This is a genomic window from Mangrovimonas sp. TPBH4 (assembly GCF_001280505.1).
In the GTDB taxonomy this organism is placed as follows: Bacteria; Bacteroidota; Bacteroidia; order Flavobacteriales; family Flavobacteriaceae; genus Mangrovimonas_A.
Map to the genome: position 1 here is coordinate 42,591 of NZ_LBIO01000050.1, position 13,922 is coordinate 56,512.

The window sequence follows — 13,922 nt, forward strand, 5'->3', positions numbered from 1 at the left end:
TTAAAACCAATTTTGTTCGAGGCATTCGGCCATTGCAGTTCTAGCCCTATGGATGATAACCCAAAGATTAGACGGCGTTATTTTTAATTCATTACAGATAGTTTCGGTATCCATACCCTCAATAGTTTTCATTCTAAACACCAAGGCTTGCTTTTCTGGAAGTTTGCTCATGCATTCATGTATGGCATCTCCCAGTTCTTTGTTTTCAAGTTTATCCTCAGCTGTTTTGTCATACGGGTCTGCAACACGTTCGGCTAGCCAATCACCTTTGTCTGTAGCAGAACTATAGGAAATCCTGACTTCAGCTTGGCCTTTTTTGGAGTTTGATTTTCGATAATAATCAATAATCTTTCGTTTCAAGATGGAAATTAGCCAGGTACGTTCGCTGGCTTCACCCTTGAAGTTTTTCATGGATTTCAATGCCGAAAAAAACGCTTCCTGAACCAAGTCTTTGGCAATTTCCCTGTCGTTTACCCTTGTGATGGTATAGTTGAACAGATAATCGGAGTAAAGCGCAACCCATTTGGTAGGATCTAATTGGTGTTTTGGCATATGTTCTTACATCTGTTTCTTCTTCAAATGTAGGATAAAAAAATCAGATTTCACGGCTGTCAGGCTGTAAGACATGATGACCATATTCATTTCCAATTGTAAATCGCTGGAATGAATATGGCCATGCACCTTGTTTATGTTTGAATTGTTATTCCTTCTCTATCAAGCCGGCTCTTCTCAAAAGGGCTTCGGGTTGTGGTTCTTTCCCTCTAAAACGCTTGTAAAGTGTCATTGGGTCTTCCGTGCCGCCTTGCGATAATATGTTGTCCATGAACTTTTGGGCCACTTGCTTGTTGAAGATCCCCTGTTCTGTAAAATATTCAAAAGCATCGGCATCTAAAACTTCGGCCCATTTGTAACTGTAATATCCGGAGGAATAGCCGCCTTGGAAAATATGCGAAAATGAAGTGCTCATACAGTTCTCAGGCACATCTGGGTAGAGTCTGGTATCTTCAAAAGCTTCAATTTCGTGTTTCTTCACATTGGTTATAGGAGAAGGGTCTTGACCATGCCAGCTCATGTCCAAAAGACCAAAACTCAATTGTCTTAAGGTTTGCATACCTTCATGGAACGTAGCTGATTCCTTGATTTTATTCACTAATTCCATTGGAATTAATTCGCCAGTTTCGTAGTGCTTAGCAAACAATTCCAAAGCTTCCTTTTCATAGCACCAGTTTTCCAAAACTTGGCTCGGAAGCTCTACAAAATCCCAGAATACGCTGGTTCCTGATAAACTAGGGTAGGTGGTGTTGGCCAACATGCCGTGCAGGGCATGTCCAAACTCGTGGAACAACGTAGTCACTTCATTGAAGGTTAATAATGAAGGTTTGCTTTTTGTAGGTTTTGTAAAATTGCACACAATGGAAATATGAGGTCTTTCATTGGTGCCATTTTTTCTAAATTGTGGTTTGAAAGATGTCATCCAGGCACCGTTTCTTTTTCCTGGTCTAGGGAAGAAGTCGGCGTAGAAAATGGCCACTAAATCACCTTGTTCATTAGTAACTTTATAGGTAAGAACATCTGCGTGGTATTTGTCAATATCATGAATTTCTTCAAAATGAAGTCCATATAGTTTTTTAGCCACCGTAAAAGACCCATCAATCACATTTTCTAATTTGAAATACGGTTTTAGTTTCTCGTCATCCAAATCAAAAAGTTTTTGCTTCAATTTTTCAGCGTAATAGGAAGAATCCCATTTTTGAAGCACTTCAATGCCGTCCAATTCTTTGGCAAACTCTTGTAGGTTGGCAAACTCACGTTCTGCTGCAGGTTTGGCTTTTTCCAATAATTCGTAAAGGAATTTGTTGACGTTGTCTGGGGTTTTGGCCATACGCTCTTCCAAAACAAAATGAGAATGGGTTTTATAACCTAAAAGGTTGGCGCGTTGGTAACGAAGTTTAGCAATTTGCAAAACGTTTTCCTGATTGTCCAACGTATCATTTTTAAAGGCTTTGGCTCCAAAGGCAATAGCCAATTTTTTTCGTAATTCCCTATTGCTGGCATAGGTCATAAATGGAATGTAGCTAGGGTAATCCAAAGTAATGATCCAGCCCTCTACATTTTTGGATTCTGCCAATTGTTTGGCAGCTTCCTTGGCTCCTTCCGGCAGTCCATCCAAATCTTCTTCGTTGGTGATGACCATTTCGAAGTTGTTGGTCTCGGCCAATACATTTTCTCCAAACTTTAACTTAAGCTGACTTAATTTTTTGTCAATTTCTCTTAGTTGCTGCTTTTTGTCCTCGGGTAAATTGGCTCCGTTTCTTGAAAAGCTTTTATATTTTTTATCCAACAAGGTGCTTTGTTCCGTGGTCAACTCCAACTCATCTTTCATCTCATAAACAGCCTTGATACGTTTGAAAAGGTCCTCGTTTAAAGTGATGTCATTACTGAATTCCGACAATAAAGGAGATACCTCTTGCGCTATCTTTTGAATTTCGTCATTGGTCTCGGCAGAATTCAAGTTGAAAAAAATGCTCGAAATGCGATCCAATTGTTCCCCTGAAAAATCCAAAGCCTCTACCGTGTTTTGAAATGTTGGTGCTTCAGGGTTGGCTGTGATGGCTTCAATCTCTGCTTTAGCCTGAGCAATTCCTTCTTTAAAAGCGGGGAGAAAATCTTCGTTTTTTAGTTTTGAAAATGGGGCAGTATTGAACGGTGTATCAAATGGTTTGTTGAGAATATTCATATGGAGGCATTAATTTGACCTATGCTGTAATCCTTTTCTTTAGGGGGGCAATTTTAGGATTAATTAACGATATTTTTTGATTTGTATTTGAATTATATTGCTACTTTTGTCCTCGAATCATTAAAGGCGTCAGAAATGACTCTTAAAATAATTGATTAATAGCTTTAAAACCTCGACGGAAGTCGAGGTTTTTTAATTTAAAGGTTTTTGGCCGATTCTATTACGGCAGCTTTTAGCCCTTCCTTGTATACCATAATTTTATCCAAGACACATTTATCGGAACTACCAATAATTTGTGCAGCCAGGATGCCGGCATTTTTGGCACCATTTAAGGCAACGGTAGCCACAGGTACGCCACCTGGCATTTGTAAAATGGAAAGTACAGAATCCCAACCGTCAATAGAATTACTGCTTTTTACAGGAACCCCAATAACAGGAAGCGGCGATAAGGAAGCAATCATACCTGGTAAATGGGCAGCTCCACCAGCTCCAGCAATAATTACGGAAAACCCTCTAGTATGGGCATGTTTGCCATAGTCGAACAATTTTTCTGGTGTACGGTGAGCCGACACGATATCCACTTCAACTTCAATGTCGAATCCTTTTAAAATATCAATAGCGTCCTGCATTACCGGCAGGTCACTTTTACTTCCCATGATGATTCCTACTTTACTCATATCTTATTCGCTTATTACTTTTATTGTACTTTTTACTTGTTCGGCAACCCTTCTTGCTTCATTGATGTCTTCATTCACAATGGTCACGTGTCCCATTTTTCTAAATGGTCGGGTTTGTTTTTTACCGTAGATGTGCGGGGTTACCCCATCCAATTTCATAATGGCTTCAATGTTCTGGTAAACCACATTTCCTGTATGACCTTCGGCACCTACTAAATTAACCATAATTCCGCCAACTTTGTTGTCGGTGTTTCCTAAAGGTAAATTTAAAATGGCTCTTAGGTGTTGTTCAAATTGCGAGGTGTAGCTAGCCTCAATGGTTTGGTGACCAGAATTGTGAGGTCTTGGAGCTACTTCGTTCACCAAAATTTCGTCATCTTTTGTTTGGAACATCTCTACCGCCAATAGCCCTACATGCTGAAAGGCCTCCGATACTTTTAAGGCTACTGCCTTAGCTTTTTCGGCTACTTTATCGTCTATCCTTGCAGGACAGATAACATACTCTACTTGGTTGGCCTCTGGGTGAAATTCCATTTCTACTACTGGATACACTTTCATTTCTCCGTCTGGAGTTCTTGCCACGGTAACTGCCAATTCATTTTTAAATGGCACCATAGTTTCTGCAATACACTCAACATTTGGCAGTTCTTCCAAATCGGATAGTTCTCGAACAATCTTTACACCATTCCCGTCATATCCAAATTGGGCACTTTTCCAAACAAATGGTAGAGTAAGACCTCCGTTGTGGATGGCTTCCTCGATTTCTGAAGTATAGGCAAATCGGTTAAAATCGGCGGTTGGGATGTTGTGGTCTCTATAGAAGAGTTTTTGAGTGGCTTTATTTTGAATGCTTCTCAAGGTTTTGGAAGCAGGATATACCTTAATCCCTTCTTTTTCCAAGGCTTCAAGCGCATCTACATTAACGTTTTCAATTTCAAAGGTAAGCACATCTACCTGCTTGCCGAAGTTATAAACGGTATCAAAATCCATTAAATCCCCTTGTTGGAATTGGTTGCAGGCAATTTTACAAGGCGCTTCGTTACTTGGATCAAGGACGTAGGTGGCAATGTCGAACTTTCTGGTGTCATAGAGCATCATTTTGCCCAATTGCCCACCACCAAGAATACCTAGTTTAAAGTCAGAAGAGAATAAATTCATATGTATTTCCCAGAAAAAAGGGAGTTGTTTTAGTTATACTTTAATCTTATAATGAGGCTACAAAAGTACAAATCAAAACCCTGTGAAAAAACTAAAAAACAAAACAATCTAAAGGAGAATTCGTAAATCCTTACTCAAATGATTATCTTTGCCTTTCTAAAATTAAATACAAGTGATTAAACTTCACGACTTACACTTTAAACCGTTTGTTTCAGAACAAGAATTGGAAGGGACCGTACAGCGTATGGTGGACCAAATTTCTGAAGATTTGAAGGATGAGGTGCCCGTGTTTGTTGGGATTTTAAACGGATCGTTCATGTTTGTGAGCGATTTTGTTAAAAAATACCCCAAACCATGTGAGGTAACCTTTATTAAACTGGCATCCTACGAAGGCTTGAAGTCTTCCGAGGATATCCAGAGGTTGATTGGCCTTACCCAGGATTTGACAGGGCGTACGGTTGTAATTTTGGAAGACATTATTGATTCCGGAAGGACATTGGCAGAGGTGCACAGGATCTTTAAAAATGAAAATGTGAAGCAGCTGATCATTGCCACCTTGTTCTTTAAACCGGAGGCGTACAAAAGAGATTTTAAACTTCATTATGTAGGTTTGGAAATTCCCGATAAATTTATTGTAGGCTACGGATTGGATTACAATGGATTGGGGAGGGACCTGCCTACCATATACCAATTAAAAACCACACAACACATGACAAACTTGGTGCTATTTGGACCTCCAGGGGCCGGAAAAGGAACGCAAGCAGAATTTTTAAAAGGGAAATACAATTTGGTACACATCTCCACAGGAGATGTGTTTCGATACAATATTAAGAATAAAACAGCCTTGGGGATGTTGGCCAAGTCCTACATCGACAAAGGTGAATTGGTTCCAGACCAGGTTACAATAGACATGTTGAATGCTGAAGTTGAAAAGAATGCCGATGCCAATGGATTCCTTTTCGACGGATTTCCACGTACCAATGCACAAGCCGAAGCTTTGGATAAATTAATGGATAGCAAAGATTCTCAAATCAATGCTATGATTGCTTTGGAAGTTGACGATGAGGTATTGGTTGAGCGTTTGTTGGAACGCGGAAAGACTAGTGGAAGAGCTGATGATGCCGATGAGAGCATCATTAGAAACCGAATTGTGGAGTACTACAATAAAACAGCAATTTTGAAAGATTACTATTCAGCTCAAAACAAATATTTTGGAGTGGACGGTGTTGGAAGTATCGAAGAGATTACCGAGAGGTTAAGTACGGTAATTGACAAGCTGTAATGGAGACTATTCACTTAAACTCAGGGTCTTTTGGAGTGTTGCAGATAGCTCTAATAATAGCTGTTTTTTTACCGATATTGGCTCTTATCAGTCTTTTGAAAAATAGGTTCAATGGAAATGAAAAAATGCTTTGGATTCTTATAGTAATATTTGCCCCTTTCATAGGTTCTATTTTGTATTTCGCTATTGGAAGATCCAAGCGTTTATCTTAAGTAGCTATTTAGATATTAAAACACAGACCTTTATATACAAGGAATAATATGACGGAAGGAAATTTTGTAGATTATGTAAAAATCCATGTGTCTTCTGGTAAGGGAGGCCAAGGGTCTGCTCATTTACATCGTGAAAAGTACATTGCCAAAGGTGGTCCCGATGGGGGCGACGGTGGTCGTGGAGGCCATGTCATTATTAGAGGGAATAGTAACCTTTGGACATTACTTCACCTAAAGTTTAAACGACATGTCCGTGCCGGACATGGGGAAAACGGAAGTAAGGCCAGAAGTACCGGTGCCGATGGTGAGGATATGTACATCGATGTGCCTTTGGGAACGGTTATACGGGATACAGAAACCAATAAAATTCTATTTGAAATCACCGAGGACCAAGAAGAAAGAATCTTGGCCGAAGGTGGTATGGGAGGTCGTGGAAACTGGCATTTCAAGTCGGCAACAAACCAAACACCTCGCTACGCGCAACCAGGAATGCCTCTTGAAGAAAAAGATGTCACTCTTGAATTAAAGGTATTGGCAGATGTTGGTTTGGTTGGATTTCCAAATGCAGGGAAATCTACTTTGTTGTCTGTGATTACTTCAGCTAAACCTAAAATAGCCGATTACGAATTTACCACGTTAAAGCCCAACTTGGGAATTGTGAAATATCGCGATTTCCAAACCTTTGTAATGGCTGATATTCCTGGGATTATTGAAGGTGCTGCCGAAGGGAAAGGGTTGGGACATTATTTTTTACGTCACATCGAGCGAAATTCTATTTTACTGTTTTTAGTTCCAGCCGATGCCAATGATATTTTGGAGCAATACAATATTTTGTTGGACGAGTTAAGACGTTACAATCCTGAAATGTTGGATAAGGAACGTATGGTAGCCATCTCAAAATGCGATATGTTGGATGATGAACTGAAAGCTGATTTGAAAGCCGAGCTTGATAAGAGTTTGCCAATTCCGTATATGTTTATTTCCTCTGTGGCCCAACAGGGTATTACCGAACTTAAAGACAAGCTATGGAAAATGCTTAATCCATAAAGACGTCTATATTTAAAATATAAAAGGCTTGAAAAGTTTCATTTTTCAGGCCTTTTTTGTTTGTCGGCAAATTCTGTTGTGAGCTCATCCTGTTGTCAGTTAATTAGTATAATAGGTGTCAAAATTTACATTTCACTTTTTGTATCTTTATAAGAAAAATGAAGAACCGTTTTTCTGCCTTTATCTGCCTTACTTTTTTTGCCCTGATGGCTTGTGCCCCCGTTAGGGTTAATTATGATTATGATAGGAACACTGATTTTTCCAAGTATAAAACCTACAACTACTTTCAGGATTTAAATATTGGGATGAGTGAATTGGATGCCAATCGGTTTTTGGATGCCTTGGATTCTGCTATGGCTGCTAAAGGCATGGTACTGTCCGATACTCCAGATTTTTTAATAAATGTGCAAAGTAATGCCTATAACGTGGGCAGTCAAAGTTCCGTTGGTGTAGGTATTGGTGGTAGCGGCAGAAACATGGGAGGTGGGATTTCTGTTGGGATTCCAGTTGGCCAATCTACCTTAAATAGGCAGATTCAAGTAGATTTTGTGGATCCGCAAGGAGGAGGCTTGTTTTGGCAGGCGATAAGTGAGGATTCCTTTTATCAAGATGACGCTCCTGAAGCCAAAGAAGAGAAATTCAATGCAATCGCAACTGAAATTTTAAAGGGCTATCCTCCAACAAAGAAATAACATTGAATTAAATAGTTAGATAAATAGAAATTGAAACTAAAATTATGGAAACATTAGAACATAAAGTGGCCTTAATTACAGGGGGGACCAAGGGAATAGGTTATGGCATTGCCCAATCGTTAATGGAACAAGGTGTAAATGTGGCAATCACTAGTAGAAGTAGTGCTACGGCACATGAAGCAGCAGGGGTGTTGAATGCGCATAAAACTACCAAAGCCAAAGCTATTGGTGTGAAAGGAGATGTCAAAGATCTTGAAAGTTTAAGGGAAGCAGTGGCTGATGTCATAAGTGAGTTTGGTCAATTGGACATTTTGGTGGCAAATGCCGGCGTAGGGCATTTTGAGTCTATTGAAAATTTAAGTGCAGAACAGTGGCAGGATACTATTGATACCAACCTAACCGGAGTGTTTTATACCATTAAGGCAGGGGTTGAAGCTTTGAAAAAATCAAATGGGTATTTTATAACCATATCCAGTTTGGCAGGAACCAATTTTTTTGCGAATGGTTCGGCTTATAATGCCAGTAAATTTGGAGTCACAGGATTTACGCAAGCCGTGATGCTTGATTTAAGACAACATGGAATAAAAGTAAGTACGATTATGCCTGGGTCTGTGGCTACGTATTTTAATAACCATGTGCCTGATGATAGTGATGCCTGGAAAATACAGAGCGAGGATATTGGCGAGTTGGTTGTGGATTTAGTTAAAATGAATCCTAGGACATTGCCTAGTAAAATAGAAGTGAGGCCGTCGATGCCGCCAAGTAAATAAAAAAGAGCCCGCTAAAGCGGGCTTACTTTTTGTTAATTTTTAATGACTTTTTTGGTTGCCATTAGAACATTGTTAGCATAAAAATTAGCTAGGTATAAGCCACTTTCAAATTGGCCGATATCAATAGTTGTGCTTGTTCCGTTGTTCAATTGGGTAGAGAGGATTTGCTTTCCGTTTAAATCACTAATTTCCACGGAAAGATTTTGATTTAGCTCACTTTTAAAAGTGATGTTTACAATGTTAGAGGATGGATTTGGAAATAGCGAAATGTTCAAGGCATTTTGCTTACTGGAAATTGAGCCGTTGGATAGTGTGTAGTCTATGGTCCATGTGACACTGTACACGTGTAGGGTCTCGTGGTTGTCAACATTAACCAGGGAGGAACCATCAGTAACGATGGCGGTCAATGTGTTGCTTCCAGAAGCTAAATTCTCTTGGTAAAGACTGATTGAGTTACCTTCTGTTTCCATATCTGAACCATTGAAATTCCATGAAATCTGAAGTGAGTTAGGCTCTGGGTTAATTGTGTACAATTGAAATTGTAAAGGAAATTCAGGATTTCCAACAGCATTGTTTTCAGGGGTGAAGGAAGCAATAGGAGATATCAAGCTATGTATTTTTTCTATAATTGCCTCGGTGCACACCGAACAAAAATCTTCTCCTAGGTATTGCATTTTACAGGATTGATGAGGTTTGTACCACGTGGCAGATAAGCCCGAAGTTCCATAAGAATAAGCTCCAATATTGTTGGTGTTAAACCAATTTTTCCATTTGATAAGCTCTGGATTGTTTTCTTGGGTCATGTTGTATGCTTCTCCAAAATAAACGTCTCCAGCATAGTATTCGTCTTTTAGGTCGGCAAAGGTATGGCCTAACTCGTGAATCGCTATTTCGGTAGCGGCTATTCCTGTAGAGCAAATCGCGAAATCTCCTCCGCTGCCACCATAATACGGCGTATTTACCAATACGATGCCTTCATCATATTCAGGAACATTTGTTGCTAATACGGTTGCAATTAAAGCACTGTTTGGAGTGTAAAGCAGTCTATGGATATTGTAATTGTCAAATGAAGAACCAAAGTAGTTGTCTATAATTGTTATGGGTACTGCTGTTGATGGTTCGTCTGGAGCGTTTCCTGGATGTGAAGCTCCACTTTCGTTAGAGATTACCTTGATGGCATAGAGATTAAAGTAATCTTCGTATTCCAAAAAGGGAGATTGCGAGAATAAGAAATTGGAAAAATTAGTGACATCGGTTATAAATTGGTCCTGTTCTTCGCCAGTATACCCATCGCCCATAACTACAAAATTTATTCTGCTAGTATTGGTTCCTGAGTATTTGATGGTGTCCACTTCAAACACTTGAGAATGGACGATGTTGGAAATAAAAAATAAAACAATAAGGGCTAATGGTTGTTTCATAAGCGATTGGTAGTCAATTCAATTTTTTGGTTGGTTTCAGTGATCAAATATAGAATTATATATTTTGTATTGGGATGATATTGCATTTTTATAGGAAGGTCGATTTCTTGAAATTCAATAAGTTTGCTTTTTAGTGAGCCATCCTCTGCCATTGTTTCAAATCGTTTTGTAAAAGGATGTTTTATTATTGATTGGTTCAATACGGTGTTGTCTTGGGAAAGTAATTGACATTCAATATCTCCAGGCTTTGCTATCGAAGTATTTGATTTTTTAAGTTTACCTTCAGTAATAATGGTATTGATGAGTGCTACTTGATATTCTTGATCCTCTTTTTTTATATGGTAATTCAAGAACAAAAGTTTTGGTGGTTCTTGGGTTTCAATCGAATTAACGGGGGAGGTTTGTTGAGCTGTTTTACATGAAAACAGCAGAATTGAAAATGTAAAGAGCACTAAGGGCCATTTTAATTCAAATCTCATCTTGAGGAAATGCTATTGACTGCCGAAATATACGCATCTTTGTAAAAAGAGGAAGTATTCAATATTTTAAATACTGTAAATTTATACATAAAACAGATTTATGCGTTGGTTGTTTTTTGTCATATTCTTACCAATTTTAGGCCATGGCCAACTGAATTTAACTTTAGTCCAGACATTAGTCGAGGAAGAAGAATACACTCGGGCAGAGGTGTTGTTGCGGCCCCATGTGGAGGATTCTAACAACTTGGAAGCGGTTGAGTTATTGGGAGATGTTTATGGACATCAAAAGGAATGGGATAAAGCAATTGTTGAATACAAAAAACTGGTGGCAAGACAGCCTAATGTCGCTAATTATCAATACAAATATGGTGGTGCCATGGCTATGAAAGCTTTAAGCATTAATAAAATAAGGGCGCTAGGCATTATAGGGGATATGGAGGAGGCTTTCTTGAAAGCGGCGAGTTTAGATCCGGCTCATATTGATACTAGGTGGGCCTTGGTCGAACTATATGTGAAGCTTCCCGTGATTTTGGGAGGAGGCTTTGACAATGCTATGCAATACGCCAATCAGTTGGAAAAACTTTCGTTGGTGGATGGTTATCTAGCTAAAGGCCTCGTGTATTACAATAAAGAAAACTTTAGGCTGGCCGAAACCTATTATCAAAAGGCTTTAAAGGTTGGAGGGTCGCTAACCTGTTATAAGAAGCTCATTGAATTTTATATGGCTCAAGGTGAATTGCAAAAGGCTTTGAAGAATTTACAGGAAGCTTACGCTAAATATCCAAGTGAAGGACTATTGATGGAAATTAAGGAAGTGGAGCAAAAAATGTGAATGCAAATACTGCAAGCAAATCTTATGTGAGGAAACTTCGACCTTACAACAGCAATCCTTATATTTGAACACTTACAAACCTATGTTATGAACGTACATTTTATAGCTATTGGCGGGGCAGCAATGCACAACCTAGCCATCGCATTACACAATAAAGGATATCAGGTAACCGGAAGTGATGATGAAATTTTTGATCCTTCCAAATCGAGGTTGGAACATAAAGGCTTGTTGCCAAAAGCCTTTGGATGGTTTCCTGAAAAAATCACTACTGATTTAGATGCTGTGGTGTTGGGAATGCATGCCAAAGCCGATAATCCTGAACTTTTAAAAGCTCAGGAATTAGGATTGAAAATCTATAGCTATCCTGAATTTTTGTACGAACAATCCAAGCATAAAACGCGTGTTGTTATTGGCGGAAGTCATGGGAAAACAACGATTACTTCCATGATTTTACATGTCATGAATTATCATGATATTGATGTGGATTTTATGGTGGGCGCCCAATTGGAAGGTTTTGATGTGATGGTAAAACTGACTGAGGATAACGATTTTATTGTTTTGGAAGGTGACGAATATTTAAGTTCCCCAATAGACCGTCGGCCAAAGTTTCACTTGTATCAACCTAACATAGCTTTGTTGAGCGGGATTGCTTGGGATCATATCAATGTGTTCCCAACTTATGAGAATTATGTGGAGCAGTTCAAAATTTTTGTTGACAGTATTGTGAAGGGGGGCAGTATTACCTACAATGCCGAAGATGAAGCGTTGAAAGGTGTGGTGGAAGCTAGTGAGAATACAATCCGAAAATTACCTTACTACACGCCAAAGTATACTGTTGAAGACGGGGAAACTCTGTTGGAAACACCAGAAGGACCACTTCCAATTGAAGTATTTGGAAAGCATAATTTGAACAATGTTGCTGGGGCCAAATGGATTTGCCAACATATGGGCGTTGATGAAGATGATTTTTACGAAGCCATTGCAACCTTTAAAGGTGCTAGCAAGCGCTTGGAAAAAATTGCGGTAGGTAAGAGCTCGGTTGCCTACAAGGATTTTGCACATTCTCCGAGTAAAGTGTCTGCGACGACAACGGCTATGAAAGAGCAATACCACGATAAATCTGTAGTGGCTTGTTTGGAATTACATACTTATAGTAGTTTGAATGCCGAATTTTTAAAGGAATACAAAGGCGCACTAGATGCTGCCGATGAGGCTGTGGTGTTTTATTCTCCGCATGCTGTAAAGATTAAGCAATTGGAGGAAGTGACACATCAACAGATTGCTGAGGCTTTTGAAAGGGACGACCTTATTATCTATACCGATCCGGAAGCGTTTAAAGACTATTTGTTTTCACAGGACTTTAGCAATAAGGCTTTGTTGTTAATGAGTTCTGGAAATTACGGTGGACTTGATTTCAATGCTGTAAAATCAATTATCAAATAAAGGCTTTTTCGGTATTTTGAATGTTTTTGGTTTTGAAATACCTATAGCATTCAATATTTAAAAAAATAAGTAACATACCATAAACGCTATCCTCAATGGGGATGGTGGCGATTCTAATGCCAAGGTTTTCACTGTTGTTGTACCAAACAATGGGGGCTTCCAACAAAGAGCCTGTAAGAATACCATTGCTGGCTAAAAAGAACGGAAATATACATAGGTAGGTAAGGTAGTGAAAAGCTAGGTTGACTTTCCTGAGTTTTAGGTAGAGTAAATACATGGCGCAAAGTCCGAAGGCACTTAGCGTGTAAAGTTTATTGAAATTTAAAACTGATACAATCGTAAAAACGGCTATTAGAATTATTGTAATTTTCGACTGAATATTGTTTAAAGGATTATTTGTTATAAGTGAGTTTAGGGCAAAATAAGTAAACACACAGGCAAAGGGAATACAGATAAAAAACAAAATTTCTTCGATGGGTAAATCGGCAATATAAATGTTTAATAAATAGTCGCCATTAAATCCCCAGACGCCAATATTGGTGAAATACCAATCCCAGATTAAAAATAAAAGGGTAACAATCAAATTGCCTTTAAAAAAGGCTTTCCAATCTTTACAAAACGGATATTTCTTATAGAAGCTAGCAATAACAGGAATGAGGATACAGGCAAAATTTACAAGTAGATAGGTGTATGGCCTCATTATGCTTTGAACTGTTTGTGAAACTTTTTAGGCACCCACAGCATCCCGAAGCATTCACCGTCTTCTTTGTTCAAATGTTTGTGATGCACTTTATGTGCTTTCCTTAACCCTATGAGGTATTTGTTCTTCACATTTTTAAACCATTTGAAGCGTTGGTGGATCAAAACATCGTGGATTAGAAAATAGGCAATTCCGTAGAAAAAGATACCCAGTCCAATAAAGAACATAAAGTTTAATTTTGGGACAGCTCCAAAATAAAATAGCGCTATACTAGGGATGGCAAAAATGATGAAAAAGGTGTCGTTTTTCTCAAATACATGGGGGTATTTTGGCTGGTGGTGGTCCTCATGCAGATACCATAAAAAACCGTGCATGATATATTTGTGGGTAAACCAAGTAACCAATTCCATAATGGAGAAAGTGAGGACGGTAATTGCTATGTACAATAGAATTTCCATGTCTATAGGTTTTT

15 protein-coding genes are annotated in these 13,922 nt (G+C 38.8%); 7 read left to right on the forward strand and 8 right to left on the reverse strand.

From position 1 onward, the window contains the following. From ZA05_RS10780 to ZA05_RS10795, 4 genes are all read right to left on the reverse strand, one after another. Positions 1-552, reverse strand: coding sequence for a sigma-70 family RNA polymerase sigma factor (locus ZA05_RS10780; RefSeq protein ID WP_053991706.1), 552 nt, complete (start codon positions 550-552; stop codon positions 1-3). 148 nt (positions 553-700) lie between these two features. Continuing rightward, complete coding sequence (locus ZA05_RS10785) at positions 701-2,737, reverse strand: M3 family metallopeptidase (protein ID WP_053991707.1); 2,037 nt, start codon at positions 2,735-2,737, stop codon at positions 701-703. A gap of 197 nt (positions 2,738-2,934) precedes the next feature. Continuing rightward, positions 2,935-3,414 (reverse strand): 5-(carboxyamino)imidazole ribonucleotide mutase, encoded by a 480-nt coding sequence (gene purE, locus ZA05_RS10790; protein WP_053991708.1) that lies wholly within the window; start codon positions 3,412-3,414, stop codon positions 2,935-2,937. Positions 3,415-3,417: 3 nt separating this feature from the next. Continuing rightward, positions 3,418-4,572 carry a 5-(carboxyamino)imidazole ribonucleotide synthase gene (locus ZA05_RS10795; RefSeq protein WP_053991709.1) on the reverse strand — a complete coding sequence of 385 codons (1,155 nt, stop codon included), beginning with the start codon at positions 4,570-4,572 and terminating at the stop codon, positions 3,418-3,420. 172 nt (positions 4,573-4,744) lie between these two features. Between ZA05_RS10795 and ZA05_RS18055 the strand changes: the two genes are divergently transcribed. The 5 genes from ZA05_RS18055 to ZA05_RS10820 all read left to right on the forward strand — a co-directional run bounded on the left by ZA05_RS18055 (position 4,745) and on the right by ZA05_RS10820 (position 8,575). Beyond that, positions 4,745-5,854, forward strand: a complete 1,110-nt coding sequence (locus ZA05_RS18055; protein WP_082333750.1) for an adenylate kinase — start codon at positions 4,745-4,747, stop codon at positions 5,852-5,854. After that, positions 5,854-6,066: a PLD nuclease N-terminal domain-containing protein gene (locus ZA05_RS18555; protein WP_082333751.1), complete on the forward strand. Its 213-nt coding sequence runs from the start codon at positions 5,854-5,856 to the stop codon at positions 6,064-6,066. The genes ZA05_RS18055 and ZA05_RS18555 overlap by 1 nt, the downstream gene beginning before the upstream one ends. 48 nt (positions 6,067-6,114) lie before the next feature. Continuing rightward, positions 6,115-7,113, forward strand: coding sequence for a GTPase ObgE (obgE, locus tag ZA05_RS10810; RefSeq protein ID WP_053991711.1), 999 nt, complete (start codon positions 6,115-6,117; stop codon positions 7,111-7,113). A 158-nt stretch (positions 7,114-7,271) separates the two neighbouring features. Next, positions 7,272-7,805 carry a DUF4136 domain-containing protein gene (locus ZA05_RS10815; protein ID WP_053991712.1) on the forward strand — a complete coding sequence of 178 codons (534 nt, stop codon included), beginning with the start codon at positions 7,272-7,274 and terminating at the stop codon, positions 7,803-7,805. A gap of 44 nt (positions 7,806-7,849) precedes the next feature. Then, positions 7,850-8,575 (forward strand): SDR family oxidoreductase, encoded by a 726-nt coding sequence (locus ZA05_RS10820; RefSeq protein ID WP_053991713.1) that lies wholly within the window; start codon positions 7,850-7,852, stop codon positions 8,573-8,575. Between the two features lie 32 nt (positions 8,576-8,607). Here ZA05_RS10820 and ZA05_RS10825 read toward each other — a convergent pair whose 3' ends face one another. Together ZA05_RS10825 and ZA05_RS10830 are read right to left on the reverse strand one after the other, a co-directional pair. Then, the gene (locus ZA05_RS10825; RefSeq protein ID WP_053991714.1) at positions 8,608-9,996 is read right to left on the reverse strand and encodes a M64 family metallopeptidase; all 1,389 of its coding nucleotides are present in this window, start codon (positions 9,994-9,996) and stop codon (positions 8,608-8,610) included. Beyond that, complete coding sequence (locus ZA05_RS10830) at positions 9,993-10,346, reverse strand: hypothetical protein (RefSeq protein ID WP_157514689.1); 354 nt, start codon at positions 10,344-10,346, stop codon at positions 9,993-9,995. The genes ZA05_RS10825 and ZA05_RS10830 overlap by 4 nt, the downstream gene beginning before the upstream one ends. A gap of 229 nt (positions 10,347-10,575) precedes the next feature. On the opposite strand from ZA05_RS10830, the gene ZA05_RS10835 reads away from it, so the two are divergent. Both ZA05_RS10835 and murC read left to right on the forward strand, forming a co-directional pair. Beyond that, a complete protein-coding gene (locus tag ZA05_RS10835; protein WP_053991716.1) occupies positions 10,576-11,307 on the forward strand; it encodes a lipopolysaccharide assembly protein LapB in 732 nt (243 codons plus the stop codon). An 87-nt stretch (positions 11,308-11,394) separates the two neighbouring features. Then, entirely contained in the window at positions 11,395-12,750 is a 1,356-nt protein-coding gene (gene murC, locus ZA05_RS10840) for a UDP-N-acetylmuramate--L-alanine ligase (RefSeq protein WP_053991717.1), read from the forward strand. Here murC and ZA05_RS10845 read toward each other — a convergent pair. Then, positions 12,743-13,450, reverse strand: a complete 708-nt coding sequence (locus ZA05_RS10845) for a lycopene cyclase domain-containing protein (protein WP_053991718.1) — start codon at positions 13,448-13,450, stop codon at positions 12,743-12,745. The two genes, murC and ZA05_RS10845, sit on opposite strands and share 8 nt — an antisense overlap. Next, the gene (locus ZA05_RS10850; protein WP_053991719.1) at positions 13,450-13,908 is read right to left on the reverse strand and encodes a sterol desaturase family protein; all 459 of its coding nucleotides are present in this window, start codon (positions 13,906-13,908) and stop codon (positions 13,450-13,452) included. The genes ZA05_RS10845 and ZA05_RS10850 overlap by 1 nt, the downstream gene beginning before the upstream one ends. Between the last annotated feature and the right edge of the window lie 14 nt (positions 13,909-13,922).